This is a genomic window from Lysinibacillus sp. GW823-FHT02G10 (assembly GCF_058797135.1).
On the sequence record NZ_JBXAJI010000001.1, the window covers coordinates 419314 to 441957 of the forward strand.

Here is a 22644-nt window from a genome sequence, read left to right on the forward strand (position 1 = left end):
TTCTGATAATTAAGTGAGGAATAGTTGAGTAGGCTCGTCAATAAACTATGAGGATGACGAGGAAAAGGGGTTATGGACATGAGAGAAGTGGTGATTGTAGCAGCTGTGAGAACTGCTATAGGAAGAAGTAAGGGCGCATTAAGTCAAGTTCGAGCAGATGATTTAGCAGCTGATGTATTACAGGAGGTTGTAAAGCGTGCAGGCATTGGTAAGGAACAAGTAGACGATGTCATTTTGGGGTGTGTGACGCAAACAGCTGAACAAGGGGCAAATATTGCGAGGACCTCTTTATTAATGGCTGGATTCCCCGATAGTGTGCCAGGTGTAACCATTGATCGTCAGTGTGGTTCAAGCCAACAAGCCGTGCACTTCGCAGCACAGGCAATTTTAGCCGGGGATATGGACATTGTCATTGCTGGTGGGGTAGAAAGTATGTCAAGAGTACCAATGGGCTCAAACATGCAACATGCCCATGCTAGTAACCGCTTACAGGAAAATTATGATATTATCCATCAAGGATTATCAGCAGAGAAAATCGCTTCCCAATGGTCTTTATCGAAAGAACAGCTAAATAGCTATGCTTATCAAAGCCATCAACGGGCGATTTCCGCCATTAGAGCGGGTCATTTCCAAGCTGAAATACTACCCATTCAAGTTCCACAAGAGGATGGCTCAGTGACAACATTTGCGGTAGATGAGGGTCCTCGTGCAGAAACTACCGTTGACATTTTAAATGGATTAAAAACCGTCTTTCAAGAGAATGGCGCGATTACTGCGGGCAATGCGAGCCAAATGAGTGATGGGGCCTCAGCTGTAGTCGTAATGGCATTGGATAAAGCGAGAGAACTAGGCATTCAACCACTCGCTAAAATTGTGACAAGAGTGGTCGTGGGCTCTGATCCGACATTAATGCTGACAGGGCCAATCGAAGCTACTAGAAAAGCATTAGAACGGTCAGGGCTCAACATTGAGGATATCGACACATATGAGGTAAATGAAGCCTTTGCACCTGTGCCGCTCGTATGGCTGCATGAAATAGGAGGAGACCCACAGAAGCTCAATCCTGATGGTGGAGCCATTGCACTGGGACATCCATTAGGGGCAACAGGTACGAAATTGTTAACGACCATGCTCTATCGAATGGAGCGAGAGAATTATCGTTACGGTTTGTTGGCGATTTGTGAGGGAATGGGGATGGCCAATGCCACGATCATTGAAAAAATGTAAAAGGGGATATGTCTGATGAAGGAACATGAAGTGGTGGCAGTCGTAACAGGGGGTGCCTCTGGTTTAGGAGAGGCAACCGTTCGGAAATTAATAGGACAGGGTGGCAAAGCAATTATTTTTGATGTCAATGATGAGCGTGGACAAGCTCTAGTGGAAGAATTAGGTCAAAATGTCCTTTATGCACGAGTAGACGTCACAAAGGAAGAGGAGGTGGCGACTGGCCTTGAGCAGGCTATTGCAGCTTTTGGCAAGATCAATGTTGCAGTGAACTGTGCTGGCATTGCAGATGCGAGTAAAGTTATTTCGAAGCGTGGTATACACGCCCTTGCGTTATTTGAAAAAGTGATTGCTGTTAATTTAGTTGGCACGTTTAATGTCATCCGTCTAGTGGCAGAAAAAATGCAACATAATGAGCCAAATGAGGATGGACAGCGTGGCGTCATTATTAATACCGCGTCTGTGGCTGCATTTGATGGGCAAATCGGACAAGCTGCTTATAGCGCGTCAAAAGGTGGCGTAGCAGCCATGACGTTGCCAATTGCAAGAGAGCTTGCGGAAATCGGTGTCCGAGTGATGACCATAGCGCCAGGATTAATTGAAACACCAATGTTTGCTTCGTTACCTGAGCCTGCACGAACAGCTCTTGCTCAAATGACACCATTCCCTAAACGACTTGGTAAACCTTCGGAATATGCTCTTTTGGTTGAAAGTATTATCCACAATGGCTTGTTAAATGGAGAGGTCATTCGACTAGATGGTGCCATTCGCATGCAACCGAGGTAACGGCAAAATCTAGTTCAAATAGTTTTTGTTTTGATTGTTTCTAAAATCGTAGATGAAGGGAAGCGGTATCATGCATATGATGGATACACCTTTATTATTAACAAGTTTTTTGAATCGTGCAGAACGATTTTTTCACTCAAAGAAAATCTATTCTCGAACAAGTGCCACTACTATTCACGAATTTACGTATAAAGAATATGTCAAACGGACTCGCCGATTAGCCGATGCTTTGACGAAACTAGGGATGGATCGAGGAATGAAGGTGGGCACATTTGCTTGGAATCACCATCGCCATTTGGAAGCCTATTTTGCTGTACCATGTGCAGGAGCAGTATTGCATATGATTAATATTCGATTATCCCCTGAGCATATTGCCTATGTCATCAATCATGCCGAGGATGAAATATTATTAATAGATGATAATCTGGTGCCACTAATTGCACCTATCGTCTCTCAGCTGAAAACGGTAAAGCATTATATAATTATGGGTGATGCTGTTGCAGTAGAAACTTTACCGATTCCAAATGCTCTTTCCTATGAATCGCTACTTGCGGAGGCAGCTGAACATTTTACATTCCCAGAAGATTTAGATGAAAATACACCCGCAGGCATGTGCTATACCAGTGCAACGACGGGCATGCCAAAGGGAGTAGTCTATACACATCGCAGTATTGTACTTCATAGTTTAACAGCTGGTCTCGCTGACAGTATTGCAATTTGTGAGTCGGATGTGGTGTTGCCTGTTGTGCCAATGTTCCATGCGAATGCATGGGGATTACCATTTGCCAGTGTCGCATTTGGTTCTACACAGGTCTTACCGGGACCTATGTTTACACCACAGCTATTGCTAGAATTATTTGATGTATATAAAGTTACATTGACAGCAGGTGTACCGACCATATGGCTGGGCGTTCTACAGGAGCAGCGTCAAAATCCTCGTGACCTATCGTCTATGCGATTAATTGTTTGTGGAGGTTCTGCTTCACCAATTGGTCTTGTCCGAGGCTTTGAGCAAGAACTTAATATCCCGTACATGACAGGTTACGGTATGACGGAAACCTCACCTCTTGTAAGCCTATCCACGTATTTAACACATATGCAGGACTATACGGCTGATGAAAAAATGAATGTTCGGATTACACAAGGTATGACGATGCCACTTATTGATACAAGGATTGTCAATGAAAATGGTGAAGTGCCTTGGGATGGCAAAACGATGGGAGAGCTTACGATTAGAGGACCTTGGATTGCTAATGAGTATTATCAGGATGAACGAACGGAAGAGGCCTTTAAAGATGGCTGGCTCTATACAGGCGATATTGCTGTGATGACAACAGATGGCTATATAAAAATTACCGACCGTACAAAGGATTTAATTAAGAGTGGTGGCGAATGGATTTCTTCAGTAGAGCTTGAAAATGCATTAATGTCCCATCCAAAGGTCTTTGAGGCAGCTGTTATTGCCATTCCACATGAAAAGTGGTTGGAGCGACCATTAGCTTGTGTCGTAGCAAAGCCAGAGTTTAAGGGTTCGATTACAAAAGAAGAGTTATTAGAGAGTCTACAGCACCAATTCCATAAATCGTGGGTTCCTGATGATATTGTCTTCATTGACGAGGTACCAAAAACGTCTGTAGGTAAATTCTTGAAGGCTAAATTACGAGAAGATTTAAAAGAGTATCGCATACAAGTCTAACGATAATGGATAGAATGAGGGTGGTGAAAAACTACCTTCATTTTTTATTGGAATAAATTCCTGAAAAATGAAACTATTTTTTCCATTTTGCCGTATAATCAAAATAACGAAAGGAAGTGAACGGATTGTCAATTGCCATTGTAGCGATAATTGGGGGCGTCATTATTTCTCTAGCTGGAATTTTTACAGACGCTCGTACGAGACAACAAAAAATAAAACTGAAGGCTGTTGAAAAAGAAGTAGAATTAGAAAAGCTTAGGTTAGAAACTTATACGATTGAAACAGAAAAAATGAGACTTGAATTAGAACAGTCGAAAGTATTACTTTTAGAGGAAAAACAAAACGTAAGAAAGTAGATTTGCATACATGAGAAAGACTATTTCAGGATTGGGGCTTTTCCGCTATAATGGTAATACGACGCTAGAGGGGAAGATGACCATATGTCTGATTATGAACAGTTTATAGAAGGTATTAAGCGCAAAACAGGAATAGATTTAGCGTTATATAAAGAAGCGCAAATGAAAAGACGATTAACCTCTCTTTATGAGAAAAAGGGCTATCGTAATTTTGTAGACTTTCTAAAGGCACTCGAACAAGATCGTGATTTAATGAATGAATTCTTAGATCGTATGACGATCAATGTTTCTGAATTTTATCGCAATGGAAAGCGCTGGGAAGTATTACAAAAGAAAATATTTCCGAAACTTTTACAAACTAATAAGCGTTTAAAAATTTGGAGTGCGGCTTGTTCGACAGGAGAAGAACCATATTCTTTAGTAATGGTATTATCTCAATTGGTGCCTTTATCTCAAATTCAAATTATTGCCACTGATTTAGATGAGAATGTGATACAAAAGGCGAAGTTAGGTGTCTACCCTGAACGCTCTTTAGCCGAGGTCCCAAGTGATATTAAAGCAAAGTATTTTGAACAAGAAGGCTCCTTCTATCGCGTGAAGGATGAGATTAAGCGTTGTGTAACCTTTAAGAAACATAATTTATTGAATGACTCTTATGACGGCAATTATGATTTAATTGTTTGTCGCAATGTCATGATTTATTTTACAGAAGAAGCGAAAGATCAAATTTATAATAATTTTAGTAAAGCACTGCGCAAGGATGGCGTTTTATTTGTTGGATCGACAGAGCAAATTTTTAATCCAGCACGTTATGAATTTGATGTAGAAGACACGTTCTTCTATCGCAAAAATAATTAATAATATGGATGAAAAGCTTTGTACAAATAACACAATTGTACATAAAGTTGACCAAGCATTAAACATAGATAATTCATACGCTTTTCGCTTATCATAAGCAAAGGCGTATTTTTTATAAAATTTAGCTAGGTGTTTTTTATAACTTTCATTCAGAATATTCACATTTAGATCTATGAAAATGGTAACTACTTAAAAGACATTCGTAAAAGGACTGTTTTTTTAAAGAATATATGTTATAGTGAAAAATACATACTTTAGCGAGTTGAAGGGAGAAAGTGTTTATGCGTTACTTAACAGCAGGTGAGTCTCACGGACCTCAATTAACGACAATTATTGAGGGTTTACCGTCACTCTTACCCATTACAGCAGAAAAAATTAATCACGATTTAAAACGTCGCCAAGGAGGTCATGGACGTGGGCGCCGCATGCAAATCGAAACAGATACAGTGGAGATTGTAGCTGGTGTTCGTCATGGTCAGACACTTGGATCTCCTGTTGCACTCGTTGTCACAAATGATGACTGGAAGCACTGGACTAAAATTATGGGAGCAGAGCCATTAGCTGATGATATCAATCCTGAAGATATCAAGCGTCAAATCTCACGTCCTCGTCCAGGTCATGCAGATTTAGTTGGAGGCATGAAATATGGTCACCGTGATTTAAGGAATGTATTAGAGCGCTCCTCTGCGCGTGAAACAACTGTACGAGTAGCAGTTGGGTCTGTGGCAAAGGCGTTACTTAATGAACTAGGCATTTCCATTGTTGCACATGTTACAGAGATAGTGGGAATTAAAGCCGATACTTCTTTAATAGAAGGAAAAACAACAAAAGAAATTCGTGCAATTGTCGAAGCGGATCCTTGCTACTGTGTAGATCCAATCGCCTCTGCGAAAATGGTTGAGGCAATTGATGAAGCGAAAAAGGCCGGCGATTCGATCGGTGGTGTTGTAGAAGTCATTGTAGAAGGCATGCCAGCAGGTGTAGGTTCTTATGTACATTATGATCGTAAGCTGGATGCAAAGCTTGCTGCTGCTATGCTATCTATTAATGCATTTAAAGGAGTAGAGTTTGGACTTGGCTTTGAAATGGCACGTCGAAAAGGTTCTGAAGTACACGATGAAATCATCTGGTCTGAAGAAGAAGGTTATACTCGTGCAACCAATCGACTTGGTGGCTTAGAAGGCGGTATGTCAACAGGTATGCCAATTGTTGTACGTGGTGTGATGAAGCCAATTCCTACTTTATATAAACCATTACAAAGTGTAGATATTGAAACAAAAGAGCCGTTTAAAGCGAGTGTTGAGCGCTCTGATAGCTGTGCAGTACCAGCAGCGTCTGTAGTTGCAGAACATGTTATTGCCTGGGAAATAGCGAATGCAATTTTAGAGCAATTCCATAGTGATCAACTACCACAATTACAAGCTCAAATTGACGAGCATCGTCAATATACAAAGGGGTTCTAAGTTATGCGTGTACCAGTAGCAACAAAATCACATCAATATGAAGTTGTTCTTGGGCATCAATTTCTAACTGAAGCTGTGGAGGCATTTGCTGATAAACTTCAAAAAGCGGATAAGCTCTTTGTGTTTACTGATGTCAATGTTTGGGCAGCACAGGGAGAGTACTTCAAAGCAAATTTCCCGTACCACTTTGAGGTCTTTATTTTGCCAGGTGGAGAAGCGTGCAAAACCTTTGATCAATACAATGCTGCTCAAACATTTTTATTAGAGCAAAAATGCTCCAGAAAATCCTTCATTTTTGCTTTTGGAGGAGGAGCAGTTGGCGATTTAACAGGTTTTGTTGCGGCAACTTATATGCGTGGGATTCCGTTTATTCAAATTCCAACGACTATTCTAGCGCATGATTCCGCAGTTGGTGGAAAAACTGCCATTAATCATCCTCTAGGAAAAAATATGATTGGCGCATTTTATCAGCCAGAAGGCGTGATATATGATACAGCTCTTTTAGAAAGTTTATCAGAGCGTGAGGTACGTTCGGGAACAGCAGAGTTAATTAAGCATGCCATGATTTCTGACCCGAACTGGCTGGAGGAATTAATGACAGGAGATTCGGTGATCCATTTTAATCAAAATGAACTAGCAAAGCAACTAAAAAAAGGAATTGAAGTGAAAGCACAAATTGTTGCTGAGGACGAAACAGAGCAATCCGTTCGAAAGTTTTTAAACCTAGGCCATACATATGGACATGCCATTGAGGCAGCTGCGGGTTATGGCAAAGTGGCTCATGGTGAGGCGGTTATGATTGGACTCGTCTATTGTCTTCTATTGAGTGAACGATATGGAGAACTTGATCGAACGTTCACCCAATCCTTTTTACAGTTTGCGATAAAAAACGGCTATCCTTTTAAGGCTGTGAGTGATTATTCATTTGAACAATTATCTAGCTACCTAATGAAAGATAAAAAAGCGGAATATGGCATTTTACAATTTGTTCTTTTGGATAAAATTGGAAAGCCTTTTGTCAAAGCTATTGATTTAGAAGAATGCCAAGAAATAGATGCTGAATATAGACAGTTATTAGCGGAGGTGCTTGTATGATTCGTGGACTTAGAGGAGCAATAACAATTGAATCTGACAAGCCAGAGCTTGTATGGGATGAGACAGCAAGATTAGTGCGTGAGGTTGTGGCAGCAAATAATGTGGACATTGATGATATCGCATCGATCCTCATTTCAACAACGCCAGATATTACCTCAGCATTTCCTGCTCGTGCAGTACGCTTGATGGATGGCTGGCAATATGTCCCTGTTATGTGTACACATGAGATGGATGTGCCAGAAGCGTTACCATTATGTATTCGTGTATTAATACATGCAAACGTAGAGGTTGCCCAAAAAGATGTAAAGCACTTGTATCTCAATGATGCAGTGAAATTAAGACCAGATTTGGCCCAGGCTAAATAAGTAGAGGAGATGTTTTAGATGAAGTGGAAACAACAATTGGACGGTATGCAAGCATATAAGCCAGGTAAACCAATTGAAGAAGTACAACGTGAATATGGCTTAAAGGAAGTTATTAAATTGGCATCGAATGAAAATCCATTCGGGTGCTCACCTAAGGTAACAGCTTATTTACAAAATAATGCAGTGAATCATGCACTTTATCCAGATGGCTATGCCCAAAACCTACGTACTGCTGTGGCAAATCATCTAGGTGTGAAAGAAACACAGCTTCTTTTTGGTAACGGCTCTGATGACATCATTGCTATTATTACTCGTGCTCTGTTGTATCCAGGGGTAAACACGGTTATGGCCGACCCTTCCTTCTCTCAATACTGGCACAATGCTGAAATTGAAGGTGCTGAAGTACGTAAAGTGCCTTGTCAAGATGGAGCACATGATCTAGAGGCAATGTTGGCTGCAATTGATGACCAAACTTCTATTGTTTGGGTATGTAGTCCAAATAATCCTACAGGAGTTGTCATTCCTGATGCTGCATTGCGTGCCTTTCTTGCAAAGGTTCCAAGCGATGTCCTTGTCGTGCTTGATGAGGCATACATTGAATATGTTACACATCCAGACCACAAGGATACGTTACCAATCATTAATGAGTATCCGAATGTGCTTTTACTGCGTACATTCTCTAAAGCATATGGCTTAGCTTCGTTCCGCGTAGGCTATGCTATTGGCCAACCTGATGTTATTGCTAAGCTTGATCCTGTGCGTGCACCATTCAATAATACAATCTTAAGTCAAGCTGTTGCTACCATTGCCCTCAGTGACCAAGATTATATTGAAGCCTGCCGTGAAGCCAATGAAAAAGGCAAAAAACAATATGTAGAATTTTGTGAAAAGCATAATTTAAAATACTTCCCATCTGATACAAACTTTATTTTCTTTGATACCCATGCTGATAGTGATGTTGTTTTCCAAGAGCTGATGAAAAGAGGCTTTATCGTGCGCAGTGGTAATGCATTAGGCTTACCAGGATTTATCCGTGTGACAATTGGAACAGAGGCTCAAAATGCAGCATTGCTTAGCCAACTTGATGAAGTGTTAAAACAACAAGGGGTATTTGCATGACACGCAAAGTACTCGTTATAGGGCTAGGATTGATCGGAGGTTCTATTGCCCTTGCTTTGCAAAAAGCACCGGAAACAAAAATTATTGGCTACGACATGGACGCACAAACACGCGAGCATGCGAAAACATTAAATATTGTGCATGAGATTGTCGCAGATCCACTGGTTGTTGCGGCTGAGGTTGATGTTATTATCTTCGGTACGCCCGTTAATGCAACACTGGATTGGATGGAGCAATTAAAATCATGGCCCTTGAAAAATAAAGTCATCGTAACAGATACAGGAAGTACAAAAAAATTAATTATGCAAAAAGCCAGCGAATTACGAGAACTTGGCATAACGTTTATTGGTGGACATCCAATGGCGGGGTCTCATAAAAGTGGTGTGCTGGCTGCTAAGGCGCATCTTTTTGAAAACGCATATTACATGCTTACACCACTTGCTGGGGAAGAAATTGTTCATATGGCACAGCTTGAAAGTTTGCTGAAATTTACCCATGCAAAAGTAGTCAGTGTATCTGCCAGTGAGCATGATCACATGACAGCGGTGGTGAGTCATTTTCCGCATGTTATTGCGGCCTCACTTGTTCATCAATTAGGCGGCGAAAATGGGGAGTACCCAATGACACGTTCTCTTGCAGCAGGAGGGTTTCGTGATGTGACACGAATCGCCTCTTCCAATCCCATCTTATGGCGAGATATTACGCTGCAAAATCGCGAGGAACTCCTCACGCAATTAGATGGCTGGGAAAAAGAAATGACACGCATTAAGGAACTGCTGATGGAGGGTTCTTCACAGGCTATTGAAAACTATTTTGCAGTTGCCAAAGAACTGAGAGATGAATTACCGATTAGTGCAGGGGCTATGTATACACCATTCGATCTATATGTTGATGTTCCTGACTATCCAGGTGTTATTTCTGAAGTGACGGGCTTTTTAGCAGATGAAGCAATTAGTATTACGAATCTTCGCATCGTTGAATCACGAGAAGATGTTTTCGGTATTCTAGTCATTAGCTTCCAAAGTGAAAATGATCGCGAACGTGCTGCAGCCTGTATTCAAAAACGAGCAAATTTCGAAACGTATATTTCTTAGCATAAGAAAGCGTCGGCATTTCGGCGCTTTCTATCTTCATATTGGAGGGAATAAAGTTCATGAGTGAAAAAGTATTGCAATACAACAAGCCTTCTTTACAGGGCTCTTTAACTGTTCCAGGCGATAAGTCTGTATCTCATCGCTCTGTGATGTTTGGCGCCATTGCTAGTGGAACAACGACAGTAGAGGGTTTTTTACTAGGTGAAGATTGTTTAAGTACAATTGATTGCTTCCAGAAACTTGGCGTTCAGATTGAGGTGGAAGGGACAAATGTAACCATTCATAGTCCAGGGATGGATGGCTGGCAGGAGCCGACAGAAGTGTTATATACGGGTAACTCGGGTACAACAACACGCTTAATGCTAGGCATTTTAGCTGGTTCTACTGTTCACTCTGTCATGACAGGAGATGCATCCATTGGAAAACGACCAATGCGCCGTGTTATAGATCCACTGCGTCAGATGGGTGCACAAATTACAGGGCGTGCAGACGGGCAATATACACCACTAGCCATTCAAGGTACAAAATTACAAGCCATTGATTACAAGATGCCTGTAGCAAGTGCACAGGTGAAATCTGCTATTTTACTAGCGGGCTTGCGTGCTGAAGGAACAACTATTGTTAGAGAAATGGATGTTTCGAGAGATCATACAGAGCGAATGCTGCGTCAATTTGGTGCACATGTAGAAGTAGATAATGGCGTAGTATCGATTGAAGGAGGACAAGCTCTCAATGGTACGCATGTTTCTGTGCCAGGAGATATATCATCGGCTGCCTTTTTCTTAGTGGCAGGAGCCATTTGCAAAAATAGTCAGCTAACACTAAATAATGTGGGCATTAATCCAACACGTGATGGCATTATAGAGGTGCTGCAAAAAATGGGCGCCACGATGACGGTAACGCCGAATGATGATAATCAAGCTGAACCGACAGCAACAATCCAAATCGCCACATCTTCTTTAACTGGTACAATAATTGAGGGAGACATTATTCCTCGTTTAATTGACGAAATTCCAATTCTTGCATTACTCGCTACGCAAGCACATGGTCAAACGATCATTAAAGATGCCGAGGAGCTAAAGGTGAAGGAGACTGACCGTATCACAGCTGTTGTGACTGAATTAAAGAAACTTGGTGCCCAAATCGAAGCAACAGAAGATGGTATGATTATTGAGGGACCAACGTCTTTAAAAGGAGCAAACCTTCAAACCTATGGCGATCATCGAATCGGCATGATGGGTGCAGTTGCAGCTTTAATAACAGACGGAGCTGTTACACTAGATGATGCACAATGTATTGCTGTATCCTACCCATCGTTCTTTGAGCATATTGAGGCAGTGAGGTAACAATTAAAGAGAGGCTCTCCAAGCTTTTGGGGAGTTTTTTCTTGTTTCAGAGGTAAATGTTTTGTAGCATAAAGGTATCAACGAAAGAATAGGTGAATGACTGTGAACAATGCGATGACTGAAATGATGCAAGCACTTGAACAAGGGGATTTAGCATTAATAGATCAGCTACTAGAATCATTTTTAATGAAGGAGCTACCCGAGGAGATCTATGCACTTGCTGAGATTTTTATGCAGTATGGGTATATGAAGGAAGCTGACCGTGTGCTGGAGCATTTACAATTTTTATTCCCAGAAGAAGCACAGTTAAAAATAGATCGTGCCAATGTCCTAATGGAGCTTGGTAATGAAGATGAAGCATTAGATTTATTATTAGAAATTGAAGAAACCTCCCCAGAATATCCACAAGCGTTATTGGTTTTAGCTGATTATTATCAAATGCAAGGGTTATTTGAGGTTGCAGAAAAGCGTATAAATGAAGCATTAGCGATTTTACCAGACGAGCCATTATTACATTTTGCGAAAGCAGAACTTTTATTTGAAACAGGTCGTTTTTTAGAGGCAGCAAGACTGTATGAGGACTTATATGAGCAGCAAAATGAATTTGCTGGTATTCAACTTGTCGAACGACTAGCGGAGGTTTATCGTGCAGGTGCAGCCTATGAGACGGCATTTGATTATTATGTCAAAGCCCTTGAAGATGAAGTAAAGCCCGATATTTTATTTGGAGCTGCTTATTCAGCCTTCCAGTCACAAAAATACGAGATGGCTATTAAACAACTAGAGGAATTGAAAGAATTAGATCCTGATTACTTCTCAGCCTATTTATTGCTTGCGGAAAGCTATGCAATGACAGAGGATAATCAAAAAGCATATGCTGCCATTCAAGAGGGGTTAAAGCGTGATGAATATGATAAATCGCTTTATTTATTCGCTGGTAAAATGGCATTGAAAAATGGTTTGCCAGAAGAAGCTGAGCAACATCTGAGAGAAGCTATAGCGCTCGATCCTGAATATATGGAAGCGGTACTGGCACTTATTTCAGTGTTTGGACAACAGGAGCGCCATGAGGATGTGATCGAGTTATTTGAGACATTACAGCAAAATGATTTTGAATGGAGCACTTTATATCCTTTTGCGGCAGAGGCATATGAAAATTTAGAATTGTACGACCGTGCATACGAATTTTACCGTTTGGCATATAATGATTTTAAGGAAGACGCAACATTTTTAGAAAAATATGTTTACTTCTTATTAGAAGAAGGAAAGCGTTCAGAGGCAAAAGAGGTTCTTGGACAATTAATCAACATTCAACCGGGTGAACCAGAGTGGCAGGAGAAGTTAGAAACCTTAGAATTTGAGTAAAGGAGGGAGTGGGTATGACTGCTTCTGTATCAGTTGTTGATAAAAAAGCATTTGTTCGATGGTTTTTAAAAAATTATCAATTGAAACGTCGTGAGTGTGTATGGATTTTAAATTACCTATTAAGTAATGATGACTTGTTAAAAAGAATCCGTTTTGTGGAAGAAGCTCACTATTGTCCTAGGGCAATGGTGATGTCAACAGTAGACTCAACAGGTGTGCCTTTTCGTTTCTATAAAGGCAATGTGATGACGGCAGATGCTGAGAAGTCTTTCCATGATTTACGCTTACATGAACAAGAAGATATGTATATACAATTGAATTTTCCTAATATACCACCAAGTGCACAATACTTAGCAGTTCTTGAAGAAAACCCTTATATGCCAGAAACACTGCTCGTCAGTGAAAAAGATCGTGTACTGGCAGAAGAGCTGCTTTCCAATAGCTTACTCGTATTCCAAGAAGAGAAATTACTTGCACAAATTGATGAAGCCCTCGACCAGGGAGATGAAGTGCGATTTTATGAATTGTCTAATTTGTTACAAGCATTGAAGGAAACGGCTAATTTACGTTAATTATAGGTAAAAATTGAATGTCCTTTATCCATTTCAATATGGTAACATTACTAGTGAATGATTGTTTTCACTTTTAATTGGGTATCCTATTGAAGAGTGGAAAAGGACATTTTTATTTTGCGATAAAAGGAGGTTTGTTGAATGTATTTTAATGCAAACGATGTAACATCGTTTATGGCACAAAAAGATTTTATTGATACCGCGGTTGTTCCACTTGTATCCATTGATCTCTCTTCTGAAAAAATGAAACAAAGTGGTGCCGAGGTAGATTTTGTCATGTCTTTAACTTCTTTTATAGAGCAGCAGTTTAAAGGTCGACTACTAGTCATGCCACCATTTTCTTATATGACAACTTTAAAAAACGATGATTTACCACAGCAATTAGAAGCACAATTACATAATGCTGGATTTAAGCATGTGTTCTTCATTACTTGTGACCATTATTGGACAAAGAGTGGAGAGATAGTCAATATGATTTGGTTACCAGCGATTCCTTTAGAAAGTATGGATGCCAGTGTGAAAAAATCCATTCTAGAAGATCAATTGCGACAAGTGATTCCAATGCTTTCGACTAAATGGGCACAGATTTAACAATTAGTTTCAATAAATGTTCACATTCTCCAGCTTTCCACAGAATGCTATATTGACCAAGCTATGGACTTGATATATCATATATATGTCCTAGTATTACTATTTGTAAAAGTATGTCCGTTGGACTGACCTTTAAGTTAGAGGGGGGAAAATAATGAGTAATAATCGAGTTTCACGTCGTCAATTTCTAAGTTATACTCTTACTGGTGTAGGTGGATTTATGGCGGCAGGTATGCTAATGCCAATGCTTCGCTTTGCAATTGATCCTGTGCTACAAAAGCATGAGGGTGGGGATTTTGTAAAAACAGAGCATAAAATCGCTGACTTGACTGAAGAGCCTGTAAAAGTGGACTTTTCATATGAACAAGTGGATGCATGGTATAAATCACAGGTTACAGATGTAGCTTGGGTTTATAAAAGTGGCGATCAAATCATTGCCCTTTCACCTGTTTGTAAGCATTTAGGATGTATGGTTGACTGGAATGGAGATTCTGCACACCCAGGTCAATTCTTCTGTCCATGCCACGCAGGACGTTATGAGAAAAACGGGAAAAACATTGCAGGTACACCGCCTCTAGGTCCGTTGGATGAATTTGAAGTACAAGAACAAGATGGCTATTTAATGATTGGTCCAGCTAAAGCAAATTCTCTAGTTAAATAAGTAAGGGGGTACGACAACAGTGCTAAATAAAATTTATGATTGGGTCGATGAACGCCTAGATATTACACCGATTTGGCGTGATATTGCCGACCACGAAGTGCCAGAGCACGTTAACCCTGCACATCATTTTTCAGCATTCGTTTACTGCTTTGGTGGATTAACATTCTTCATCACAGTAATTCAAATTCTATCTGGTATGTTCCTAACAATGTACTATGTACCAGACGTTGTGAATGCCTGGAAATCAGTTTATTATTTACAAAACGAAGTAGCATTTGGTGAAATCGTACGCGGTATGCACCACTGGGGAGCTTCATTAGTTATCGTAATGATGTTCTTACATACACTTCGTGTATTCTTCACAGGTTCTTATAAAAAACCTCGTGAGTTAAACTGGATGGTTGGTGTAGGTATTTTTGGTGTAATGATGGGTCTTGGATTTACAGGATACTTATTACCATGGGATATGAAAGCATTATTCGCTACTAAAGTAGGTATCGAAATTGCAGCATCAGTACCGTTTATCGGTGGGATGATTAAAGTATTATTAGCGGGTGACACAACGATTCTTGGTGCTCAAACGTTAACTCGATTCTTTGCGATTCATGTATTCTTCTTACCTGCAGTATTGTTTGGGTTACTTGCAGCGCACTTTATCATGATTCGTCGTCAAGGAATTTCAGGACCGTTGTAATTGTCTTGACGGTTCGATGATCTTTAAAAGGAGGGGACACTATGCATCGCGGAAAAGGAATGAAATTTGTCGGCGATTCTCGTATTAAAGCGAATCACAGAATGCCGAACGTTCCAAAGGATTATTCCGAATATCCAGGTAAGACGGAAGCTTTCTGGCCAAACTTCTTACTGAAGGAATGGATGGTAGGTGCTGTATTTTTAATTGGATACTTATTATTAACTGTCGCTCACCCGTCACCACTTGAAGGGCCGGCAGATCCAACTAGAGCATATACACCACTACCGGACTGGTACTTCTTATTTATGTATCAACTTTTAAAATACTCATTTGCTTCTGGTCCATACAATGTAATCGGAGCTATTGTAATTCCAGGTCTTGCATTTGGAGCGCTATTATTAATGCCATTTTTAGACAAGGGTCCAGAACGTCGTCCATCTAAACGTCCATTGCCAACAGCGTTTATGTTATTAACTTTAGCTGCTATGTTCTACCTAACTTGGGAGTCAGTTGTTAACCACGACTGGGAAGCTCAAAAAGCTATGGGTGCAATCGTAGAAACAGTTGAATTCGATAAAGAATCAGAAGGTTATAAACTATACGCTGGTTCAGCTTGTATTACATGTCACGGTGAAGGCTTAGAAGGTGGAGCTGGTGCACCATCTCTAATGAACACTGGATTAACAGCTGATGAGATTAAGGACATTGCTCATAATGGTCGCGGTAACATGCCACCAGGATTATGGACAGGTTCAGATGAAGATCTTCAAAAACTTGCTGAATTCATCGAAAGCTTAAAAGCAGAGTAATAGTAAAAGAGTCAGGAAACTGGCTCTTTTTTTTCTACCTTGTTATACTATTGGGACTGGAAGCCATACAAAAAGGTTCCCTTGTATAAAGGATTTTAGCGAAAGATGTCGAAAAACATTTATTTATGAAACAAGTAAGCGAATTAAAACAATAAAATAACACATATTGATGATGAGATACAATTGAACTATACATAAATAATGGATTGTTTTTATCGGAAGGAGTTAACATCGTGCAACTAACAAGAGCAAATATTTGGTACCTTCTGACCCATAAATCATTCTTGATAGTGCTGCTAATTATTAATCTACTAGGTACAATTTATGGGTATTATTGGTATGGGTGGCAGCTTGCCATCACAGATCCTATTTTTTATATTTTTGTTCCAGATAGTCCGACAGCCAGTTTATTCTTTTGTTTTGTGTTAATTGCTTGGATTATGGGGAAAAGCTGGCCACTGATGGAAGTACTTGCCCTTGTTACGTTGGTGAAATATGGCTTATGGGCAGATGTGATGAATATTTGGACATTAATTGAAACAGGTTCTATTGGCTGGCAGGGATGGATGCTAGTTGGTTCACATTTTGCCATGGCTGTACAAGCTGTACTATATATGAAGAAATATGTCTTCACTTATTGGCATGTTGTGATAGCAGCTGTTTGGACACTGCATAATGATGTCATTGACTATGTATTTGGGCAAATGCCGATGTATCGGGATTTAGCCAATTACACAAGCTATATAGGTTACTTTACATTCTGGTTATCAATTGCATGTATTTTACTTGCCATTTTCTCAATTAGGTGGCGCAAATATTTGCCGAATTAGGGTATAAATTATAGAATTATAGTATCGAGGTAGAAAGGGGTTAGAAAATTGTCAACGAGCATGTATATTGTTTATTTTGTGATTATTATGCTGCTTCCACTTTATGCTCAAATGAAGGTAAAGGGTACGTATAATAAATTTGCAAAGCAACGTACAATGAAGGGGCAAACTGGTGCAGAGGTAGCGCGTGCGATTTTAGATGCAAACGGCTTATATGATGTACGAGTTGTGCCAACACAAGGTGTGTTGTCTGATCATTATAATCCAGCAACCAAAACAGTGGCTTTATCAGAAAGTAACTTTTATGAAGCAAGTGTTGCAGGTGCTGCGGTTGCTGCCCATGAGGTAGGTCACGCCATCCAACATAAAGAAGCTTATTCCATGCTTACATTACGTAGTAAGCTAGTCCCAGTAGCAAATATTTCTTCTAATGCGTCTTGGATTTTCGTAATGATTGGTATTTTTGCAAGTAGTACGAATTTCTTGCTATTAGGTATCATATTATTAGCAGCAGGTGTTGTTTTCCAATTAGTGACACTTCCGGTGGAGTTTGATGCCTCAAAGCGAGCATTAGTTCAAATGAATTCACTTGGCATTATTACAAATGAAGAAGAACGACCAGCACGAAAAGTATTAAGTGCTGCAGCATTAACATATGTAGCAGCGGCAGCGGTAGCAGTACTAGAGTTATTACGTTTAATTTTAATTTTTACCAATATGCGTAGCGACGACTAAGAAAAAACTTGTTATAGTGGTACACCACTGTAACAAGTTTTTTATCTTCGTATGCTTAATGAAGGGGTTGCTTTTGATCGTCTAGTGTGAAGCCTTCTCCTGCCACATCTCGTACTTCAATGATGGAAACAAATGCGTGCGGATCAACTTCATGCACAATAGATTTTAACCGTACAACTTCATTGCGACCAATTACACAATAAATAACCTCCTTAGGTTGTTTCGTAAAATGACCATGTCCTTCTAAAATGGTGATACCACGCTCCATTCGAAGAGCGATTGTTTCAGCAATGGCTCCAGACTTTTCTGATATGATAAGCGCACCACGAGCCGCATAAGCACCTTCTTGTACAAAGTCAATGACACGGGCTCCAACAAATACGGCTACTAATGTATACATCATGGAACGAGCATCCAAGAACGTCAGCCAAGAAAGAATGATGACGATGGCATCGAAGACAAACATGGTTTTCCCCATACTCCAGCCAAAATATTTATGCCCTAGTCGTGCCAAAATATCGACACCACCTGTAGTGCCACCGAAACGAAAGACAATCCCAAGTCCCAATCCAACAAAGACACCAGCAAAAAGTGCTACAAGCAACATGTCATCCTCTAAATGGATGGTAAATTGATATTTTTGGAAAATTTTTAGAAAAAGAGATACGGATAAAGTGCCGACAAGCGTATAGACAAATGATTTTTTTCCAAGTAATCGATAACCTATGATAAACATGGGAATATTTAATAACAGGTTCATTAAGGCAGGGTCCCATCCTAATGTAAAATATAGTATGAGTGTAATCCCACTTAGTCCACCTTCACCCAGTTGATTTTGGATGTTGAAGTGAACAAAGCCGAAGCTGAAAACTGCTGCTCCGAGCATAATCGCGATAATATTACGTATTTTAATCTGTTTTAGCATTTGACCTCCTGTAGTTCCAAACAAATGAAGTAGTGTTATCTATTATCTGACATTTTATTGGTTTTGACAACAATGGTGTAAATTTTATACGATGGTAAATAGGAGTGTGATTTTTATGGCAGATCAACTAACAATGCAAGCTTTACAACAGCGTGTCGATGACTATATAGGACAATTTAAAGAAGGCTATTTTCCACCATTTGAATTACTTGCACGTCTAACAGAAGAATTAGGCGAACTTTCACGCGAAGTTCAGGATGTCTATGGACAGAAAAAGAAAAAGAGTACAGAGGATATAAACAGTATTGAAGAGGAATTAGGAGACTTTTTCTTTGTACTAGTCTGTTTTGCAAATGCCCAAGGTATTAAACTAGATGAAGCACTTTTACGCGTCATACATAAATTTGAAACTAGAGATAAGGATCGTTGGACTAGAAAGGATGAAGAATGATGTCGATTCGTGTAGCTATTGCGGGAGCAAGAGGAAAAATGGGAGCTGAGGCTGTACATACGGTCATGAAACATGACAAAATGGAATTAGTAGCTGTACTAGATTATAAGGAAGTAGGAAAAACTTTAGCTGATTTAGATATGTTTCCAGCAAGCTATACAGTGCCTATATTTACAGAAATGCATGATCTTGTAGAAGCAACTGCACCAGATGTACTAGTGGATTTAACTAATCCACATGCAGTCTACAAACATACAAAGGAAGCACTGAATTTAAATGTACGACCAGTAATTGGTACAACAGGATTTACAGATGCACAACTAGAGGAATTATCAGCCATGGCCAAAGAAAAAGAGTTAGGTTGCATTATTGCACCAAACTTTGCGATTGGTGCTATCCTAATGATGAAGTTTGCAAAAGAAGCAGCCAAATACTTACCAGATGTAGAGATTATAGAAATGCACCATGATCAGAAGCTTGATGCACCATCTGGGACAGCGGTGAAAACGGCACAGTTAATACAAGAGGTCCGTACGCCAAAGGCACAAGGACATCTAGAAGAGAAAGAAACCATTAAAGGTGCAAGAGGTGGAGATTTTGACGGTATGCGCATTCACTCCGTACGTTTACCTGGTTTAGTGGCACACCAGCAAGTATTATTTGGAGGGGATGGGCAGCTACTAACGATTCGCCATGATTCATTAAACCGTAATTCTTTTATGTCGGGTGTTGCATTTTGCATAGAAGAGGTTATGAAAATGGATCAGCTTGTTTATGGTTTAGAAAACATCATCTAAAGATTGGGATGGAAGCTATATGAAAATCGCATTGATTGCACATGATCGTAAAAAAGATAATTTAGTACAGTTTGCTATTGCTTACCAAAATATTTTACAAGAACACACACTATATGCTACCGGCACAACAGGACAACGTGTAATCGAAGCTACTGGTTTGGAAGTTACACGTTTTCGTTCAGGGCCACTTGGTGGCGACCAACAAATTGGCGCAATGATTGCCAATAATGATATGGACATGGTGATATTTTTCCGTGATCCTTTAACAGCACAACCACATGAGCCAGATGTTTCTGCACTAATCCGTCTTTGTGATGTTTACCAAGTGCCACTGGCAACAAATATGGGAACAGCAGAAATATTACTAAAAGGCCTACAGGAAGGCTTTGTGGATTGGAGACTGATACAAGAAAGACGCAATTAACAAAAGACGTGATTCAGAAAGGATGATCATCGAATGAAAAAGCTAAAAATAGGCATTACCTGTTATCCTACAGTTGGTGGCTCTGGTGTCATTGCAACAGAATTAGGCAAAATGCTTGCAGAAAGAGGACATGAAATTCATTTCATCACCTCAAGCGTACCATTTCGATTGAATAAAATTTATCCAACCGTCTTTTTCCATGAAGTCGAAGTTAATAATTATTCAGTATTTCAATATTCTCCATACGATATTGCATTAGCGAGTAAAATGGCAGACGTCATCAAGGATGAAGAGTTGGATGTGCTACATGTGCATTATGCCATCCCACATGCAGTATGTGCGGTACTAGCCCGTGAAATGAGCGGCCGAGACATTGGCATCGTTACAACCCTTCATGGCACAGATATATCGGTGCTTGGGCAAGATTCTACGCTCTCACAGGCCATTAAGTATGGGATTGATAAATCTGATATTGTGACAACCGTGTCACAGGCATTAAAAGAACAAACCTATGAACTGATTGATACAGTAAAACCAATTGAAACGATTTATAACTTTGTGGACGAACGGGAATACTTCCCACGAAATTCAGGAAACTTAAAAGAGCAATTTGGTATACAAGAAGATGAAAAAGTCCTCATTCATGTATCAAACTTCCGTAAAATAAAGAACCTTCCACACATTGTAGACGCCTTTATGAAAATCCGTGCCAACATGAAAGCAAAGCTCTTATTAGTAGGTGATGGCCCAGAAAAGCATCGTGTCATGGACCAAGTAAAAGGAAGTCCGTATATGAAGGATGTTTTATTTTTAGGGAAACAAGAAAACTTAGCTGAACTGTATGCGATTAGTGATCTAAAGCTATTATTATCACAGCAAGAATCGTTTGGACTGGTGTTATTAGAGGCAATGGCTTGTGGTGTACCTTGTATTGGAACAAATGTAGGTGGTATTCCAGAAGTCATTGAGCATGGTGTAGACGGCTATATCGTGGAATTAGGGGATACAGAGGCAGTTGCGGCGTATGCAACCCATTTATTGCAAGATGAGGAACAATTACTGCGCTTCCGAGAAGCGGCCATCCGTGCAGTAAGTGAAAAATTCCACTCATCCAAAATTGTGGAACAATATGAAAATCTGTACGAGAAGGTTGCGGAAAGAAATCATGCAAAACAATAAAGAATGGCAAGCAGCCTATTCAGTCATTGAGCAATTAGAACAGGCGGGATTTGAAGCAGTTATTGTTGGTGGAGCTGTAAGAGATGCTTTACTCGATCGTCATGCCCATGATGTAGATGTGGCTACAAATGCCTTGCCTGAAGAAGTAAAAACTGTGTTTCAAAAGACTGTAGATATTGGGATTCAGCATGGGACGGTACTTGTTATCGTACCCGCTGGACCTGTGGAAGTGACTACCTATCGGACAGATGGGGAATATACAGATCATCGAAGACCACAGAATGTCCATTTCGTTCGATCTCTAAAAGAGGATTTACAACGCCGAGATTTTACAATGAACGCCATTGCCATGCGTCGTGATGGCTCTTTTGTAGATTATTATGGCGGACAACAAGATATTGAAAAGCGCGTTATACGAGCGGTAGGAGAGGCAGAAAAACGGTTTGCAGAAGATGCTTTAAGGATGCTGCGAGCGATTCGCTTCTCTGCACAGCTTGATTTTACGATCGAGGCGAATACATTAGCAGCCATCCAGCAAAGGGCTGCTGATTTGGGCTTTATTGCAAAAGAACGCATTAAAGCAGAGCTTGATAAGCTTTGGGTAGGACAAACAGTTTTTGGGGGTATACAAAAACTAGAGGACAGTGGATTAACGGCCTATTTAACAGGTGATTTTCAAACTGCTCAATGGCATAATTTCCAAACAAAAGATGCCCTTCTTGGCTGGGCATACTTTGCCTTACTACAAGGAGCAGCATGGCGTGAGGTAGTGCGCGATTATCGATTATCGAATAAGGAAATGGCGTTTATTAATTCCGTTTTAACCGCTTATGACGCTTTAAAAGATGGTTGGACAAATCGCCATTATTTTTACTACACAGAGCAAGAACTAGAGGCTGCACAATATTTTGCCCAACTTCGCCAATTAGACGCTTCGATACTTCAACAATCTATCCGAGAATTACAGGCAAAGCTACCGATTCAACATAAGCAAGAATTAGCGGTGAATGGGGCTGATTTACTGAAATGGTCTGGCAAAAAGGGTGGGCCGTGGGTAAAAGCCGCATTGGAGGAGCTGCTGACAGCCATTCTTCATCATGAACTTCAAAATGATCGACAACAGATTAAAAGCTGGCTGGAGCAACAGGATCTTACTTAAAGCCGAATACATGATAGATAAAAGCCGTCTCCTGAAATGGGAGACGGCTT

25 protein-coding genes are annotated in these 22644 nt (G+C 40.2%); 24 read left to right on the forward strand and 1 reads right to left on the reverse strand.

Annotated features, from left to right (window positions below; all coding sequences use genetic code 11):
* Positions 1-78: 78 nt before the first annotated feature.
* From AC1RFD_RS02130 to AC1RFD_RS02220, 19 genes are all read left to right on the forward strand, one after another.
* Complete coding sequence (locus AC1RFD_RS02130; protein WP_054550709.1) at positions 79-1227, forward strand: thiolase family protein; 1149 nt, start codon at positions 79-81, stop codon at positions 1225-1227.
* 15 nt (positions 1228-1242) lie between these two features.
* Complete coding sequence (locus AC1RFD_RS02135; protein WP_048389823.1) at positions 1243-2010, forward strand: 3-hydroxyacyl-CoA dehydrogenase; 768 nt, start codon at positions 1243-1245, stop codon at positions 2008-2010.
* Between the two features lie 70 nt (positions 2011-2080).
* The gene (locus AC1RFD_RS02140; protein WP_492474445.1) at positions 2081-3706 is read left to right on the forward strand and encodes a long-chain fatty acid--CoA ligase; all 1626 of its coding nucleotides are present in this window, start codon (positions 2081-2083) and stop codon (positions 3704-3706) included.
* A gap of 125 nt (positions 3707-3831) precedes the next feature.
* The gene (locus tag AC1RFD_RS02145; protein WP_048389827.1) at positions 3832-4062 is read left to right on the forward strand and encodes a hypothetical protein; all 231 of its coding nucleotides are present in this window, start codon (positions 3832-3834) and stop codon (positions 4060-4062) included.
* A gap of 84 nt (positions 4063-4146) precedes the next feature.
* Positions 4147-4920 carry a CheR family methyltransferase gene (locus AC1RFD_RS02150; protein WP_048389829.1) on the forward strand — a complete coding sequence of 258 codons (774 nt, stop codon included), beginning with the start codon at positions 4147-4149 and terminating at the stop codon, positions 4918-4920.
* Between the two features lie 281 nt (positions 4921-5201).
* Positions 5202-6383: a chorismate synthase gene (gene aroC, locus AC1RFD_RS02155; RefSeq protein ID WP_054550710.1), complete on the forward strand. Its 1182-nt coding sequence runs from the start codon at positions 5202-5204 to the stop codon at positions 6381-6383.
* Between the two features lie 3 nt (positions 6384-6386).
* On the forward strand, positions 6387-7478 hold the full coding sequence (gene aroB, locus AC1RFD_RS02160) for a 3-dehydroquinate synthase (RefSeq protein ID WP_054550711.1): 1092 nt from the start codon (positions 6387-6389) through the stop codon (positions 7476-7478).
* Complete coding sequence (aroH, locus tag AC1RFD_RS02165; protein ID WP_004232646.1) at positions 7475-7843, forward strand: chorismate mutase; 369 nt, start codon at positions 7475-7477, stop codon at positions 7841-7843. The genes aroB and aroH overlap by 4 nt, the downstream gene beginning before the upstream one ends.
* A gap of 18 nt (positions 7844-7861) precedes the next feature.
* Positions 7862-8962 carry a histidinol-phosphate transaminase gene (gene hisC, locus AC1RFD_RS02170; RefSeq protein WP_048389832.1) on the forward strand — a complete coding sequence of 367 codons (1101 nt, stop codon included), beginning with the start codon at positions 7862-7864 and terminating at the stop codon, positions 8960-8962.
* Entirely contained in the window at positions 8959-10056 is a 1098-nt protein-coding gene (locus AC1RFD_RS02175) for a prephenate dehydrogenase (RefSeq protein ID WP_221680620.1), read from the forward strand. Before hisC ends, AC1RFD_RS02175 begins: the two co-directional genes overlap by 4 nt.
* 59 nt (positions 10057-10115) lie before the next feature.
* Positions 10116-11402, forward strand: coding sequence for a 3-phosphoshikimate 1-carboxyvinyltransferase (gene aroA / locus AC1RFD_RS02180; RefSeq protein WP_403019534.1), 1287 nt, complete (start codon positions 10116-10118; stop codon positions 11400-11402).
* Positions 11403-11498: 96 nt separating this feature from the next.
* The gene (locus AC1RFD_RS02185) at positions 11499-12767 is read left to right on the forward strand and encodes a tetratricopeptide repeat protein (RefSeq protein ID WP_004232654.1); all 1269 of its coding nucleotides are present in this window, start codon (positions 11499-11501) and stop codon (positions 12765-12767) included.
* 14 nt (positions 12768-12781) lie between these two features.
* Positions 12782-13339 carry a ReoY family proteolytic degradation factor gene (locus AC1RFD_RS02190; protein WP_048389838.1) on the forward strand — a complete coding sequence of 186 codons (558 nt, stop codon included), beginning with the start codon at positions 12782-12784 and terminating at the stop codon, positions 13337-13339.
* A gap of 141 nt (positions 13340-13480) precedes the next feature.
* Positions 13481-13930 carry a DUF2487 family protein gene (locus tag AC1RFD_RS02195; protein ID WP_048389840.1) on the forward strand — a complete coding sequence of 150 codons (450 nt, stop codon included), beginning with the start codon at positions 13481-13483 and terminating at the stop codon, positions 13928-13930.
* A gap of 154 nt (positions 13931-14084) precedes the next feature.
* On the forward strand, positions 14085-14591 hold the full coding sequence (locus AC1RFD_RS02200; RefSeq protein WP_004232660.1) for a QcrA and Rieske domain-containing protein: 507 nt from the start codon (positions 14085-14087) through the stop codon (positions 14589-14591).
* Positions 14592-14610: 19 nt separating this feature from the next.
* A complete protein-coding gene (qcrB, locus tag AC1RFD_RS02205; protein WP_004232663.1) occupies positions 14611-15285 on the forward strand; it encodes a menaquinol-cytochrome c reductase cytochrome b subunit in 675 nt (224 codons plus the stop codon).
* A gap of 41 nt (positions 15286-15326) precedes the next feature.
* Positions 15327-16094: a menaquinol-cytochrome c reductase cytochrome b/c subunit gene (locus AC1RFD_RS02210; RefSeq protein WP_004232669.1), complete on the forward strand. Its 768-nt coding sequence runs from the start codon at positions 15327-15329 to the stop codon at positions 16092-16094.
* A gap of 233 nt (positions 16095-16327) precedes the next feature.
* On the forward strand, positions 16328-16924 hold the full coding sequence (gene lhaT / locus AC1RFD_RS02215) for a lipoprotein heptaprenylglyceryl N-acetyltransferase LhaT (protein ID WP_305193353.1): 597 nt from the start codon (positions 16328-16330) through the stop codon (positions 16922-16924).
* Between the two features lie 60 nt (positions 16925-16984).
* Positions 16985-17659, forward strand: coding sequence for a zinc metallopeptidase (locus tag AC1RFD_RS02220; protein ID WP_036077718.1), 675 nt, complete (start codon positions 16985-16987; stop codon positions 17657-17659).
* Between the two features lie 55 nt (positions 17660-17714).
* Here the strand turns inward: AC1RFD_RS02220 and AC1RFD_RS02225 are convergent, their stop codons facing one another.
* Positions 17715-18584: a YitT family protein gene (locus tag AC1RFD_RS02225; RefSeq protein ID WP_004232676.1), complete on the reverse strand. Its 870-nt coding sequence runs from the start codon at positions 18582-18584 to the stop codon at positions 17715-17717.
* Between the two features lie 115 nt (positions 18585-18699).
* Between AC1RFD_RS02225 and AC1RFD_RS02230 the strand changes: the two genes are divergently transcribed.
* From AC1RFD_RS02230 to AC1RFD_RS02250, 5 genes are read left to right on the forward strand one after another with little or no spacing between them, the layout of a single operon-like run.
* On the forward strand, positions 18700-19035 hold the full coding sequence (locus AC1RFD_RS02230; RefSeq protein WP_054550714.1) for a nucleotide pyrophosphohydrolase: 336 nt from the start codon (positions 18700-18702) through the stop codon (positions 19033-19035).
* Complete coding sequence (dapB, locus tag AC1RFD_RS02235) at positions 19035-19832, forward strand: 4-hydroxy-tetrahydrodipicolinate reductase (protein ID WP_004232679.1); 798 nt, start codon at positions 19035-19037, stop codon at positions 19830-19832. Before AC1RFD_RS02230 ends, dapB begins: the two co-directional genes overlap by 1 nt.
* Positions 19833-19851: 19 nt before the next feature.
* Complete coding sequence (gene mgsA, locus AC1RFD_RS02240; RefSeq protein WP_004232690.1) at positions 19852-20256, forward strand: methylglyoxal synthase; 405 nt, start codon at positions 19852-19854, stop codon at positions 20254-20256.
* Positions 20257-20289: 33 nt separating this feature from the next.
* On the forward strand, positions 20290-21435 hold the full coding sequence (gene bshA / locus AC1RFD_RS02245; RefSeq protein WP_004232695.1) for an N-acetyl-alpha-D-glucosaminyl L-malate synthase BshA: 1146 nt from the start codon (positions 20290-20292) through the stop codon (positions 21433-21435).
* Complete coding sequence (locus AC1RFD_RS02250) at positions 21422-22594, forward strand: CCA tRNA nucleotidyltransferase (protein WP_492474446.1); 1173 nt, start codon at positions 21422-21424, stop codon at positions 22592-22594. The genes bshA and AC1RFD_RS02250 overlap by 14 nt, the downstream gene beginning before the upstream one ends.
* Positions 22595-22644: the final 50 nt, after the last annotated feature.

What these genes read in the sequence shown, in the direction of transcription:
- AC1RFD_RS02130 (WP_054550709.1), top strand. Translation starts at nt 79, where the DNA reads ATGAGAGAAGTGGTGATTGTAGCAGCTGTGAGAACTGCTATAGGAAGA.
- AC1RFD_RS02135 (WP_048389823.1), top strand. Translation starts at nt 1,243, where the DNA reads ATGAAGGAACATGAAGTGGTGGCAGTCGTAACAGGGGGTGCCTCTGGT.
- AC1RFD_RS02140 (WP_492474445.1), top strand. Translation starts at nt 2,081, where the DNA reads ATGCATATGATGGATACACCTTTATTATTAACAAGTTTTTTGAATCGT.
- AC1RFD_RS02150 (WP_048389829.1), top strand. Translation starts at nt 4,147, where the DNA reads ATGTCTGATTATGAACAGTTTATAGAAGGTATTAAGCGCAAAACAGGA.
- aroC (WP_054550710.1), top strand. Translation starts at nt 5,202, where the DNA reads ATGCGTTACTTAACAGCAGGTGAGTCTCACGGACCTCAATTAACGACA.
- aroB (WP_054550711.1), top strand. Translation starts at nt 6,387, where the DNA reads ATGCGTGTACCAGTAGCAACAAAATCACATCAATATGAAGTTGTTCTT.
- aroH (WP_004232646.1), top strand. Translation starts at nt 7,475, where the DNA reads ATGATTCGTGGACTTAGAGGAGCAATAACAATTGAATCTGACAAGCCA.
- hisC (WP_048389832.1), top strand. Translation starts at nt 7,862, where the DNA reads ATGAAGTGGAAACAACAATTGGACGGTATGCAAGCATATAAGCCAGGT.
- AC1RFD_RS02175 (WP_221680620.1), top strand. Translation starts at nt 8,959, where the DNA reads ATGACACGCAAAGTACTCGTTATAGGGCTAGGATTGATCGGAGGTTCT.
- aroA (WP_403019534.1), top strand. Translation starts at nt 10,116, where the DNA reads ATGAGTGAAAAAGTATTGCAATACAACAAGCCTTCTTTACAGGGCTCT.
- AC1RFD_RS02185 (WP_004232654.1), top strand. Translation starts at nt 11,499, where the DNA reads ATGACTGTGAACAATGCGATGACTGAAATGATGCAAGCACTTGAACAA.
- AC1RFD_RS02190 (WP_048389838.1), top strand. Translation starts at nt 12,782, where the DNA reads ATGACTGCTTCTGTATCAGTTGTTGATAAAAAAGCATTTGTTCGATGG.
- AC1RFD_RS02195 (WP_048389840.1), top strand. Translation starts at nt 13,481, where the DNA reads ATGTATTTTAATGCAAACGATGTAACATCGTTTATGGCACAAAAAGAT.
- AC1RFD_RS02200 (WP_004232660.1), top strand. Translation starts at nt 14,085, where the DNA reads ATGAGTAATAATCGAGTTTCACGTCGTCAATTTCTAAGTTATACTCTT.
- AC1RFD_RS02210 (WP_004232669.1), top strand. Translation starts at nt 15,327, where the DNA reads ATGCATCGCGGAAAAGGAATGAAATTTGTCGGCGATTCTCGTATTAAA.
- AC1RFD_RS02220 (WP_036077718.1), top strand. Translation starts at nt 16,985, where the DNA reads ATGTATATTGTTTATTTTGTGATTATTATGCTGCTTCCACTTTATGCT.
- AC1RFD_RS02225 (WP_004232676.1), bottom strand. Translation starts at nt 18,584, where the DNA reads ATGCTAAAACAGATTAAAATACGTAATATTATCGCGATTATGCTCGGA.
- AC1RFD_RS02230 (WP_054550714.1), top strand. Translation starts at nt 18,700, where the DNA reads ATGGCAGATCAACTAACAATGCAAGCTTTACAACAGCGTGTCGATGAC.
- dapB (WP_004232679.1), top strand. Translation starts at nt 19,035, where the DNA reads ATGTCGATTCGTGTAGCTATTGCGGGAGCAAGAGGAAAAATGGGAGCT.
- mgsA (WP_004232690.1), top strand. Translation starts at nt 19,852, where the DNA reads ATGAAAATCGCATTGATTGCACATGATCGTAAAAAAGATAATTTAGTA.
- bshA (WP_004232695.1), top strand. Translation starts at nt 20,290, where the DNA reads ATGAAAAAGCTAAAAATAGGCATTACCTGTTATCCTACAGTTGGTGGC.
- AC1RFD_RS02250 (WP_492474446.1), top strand. Translation starts at nt 21,422, where the DNA reads ATGCAAAACAATAAAGAATGGCAAGCAGCCTATTCAGTCATTGAGCAA.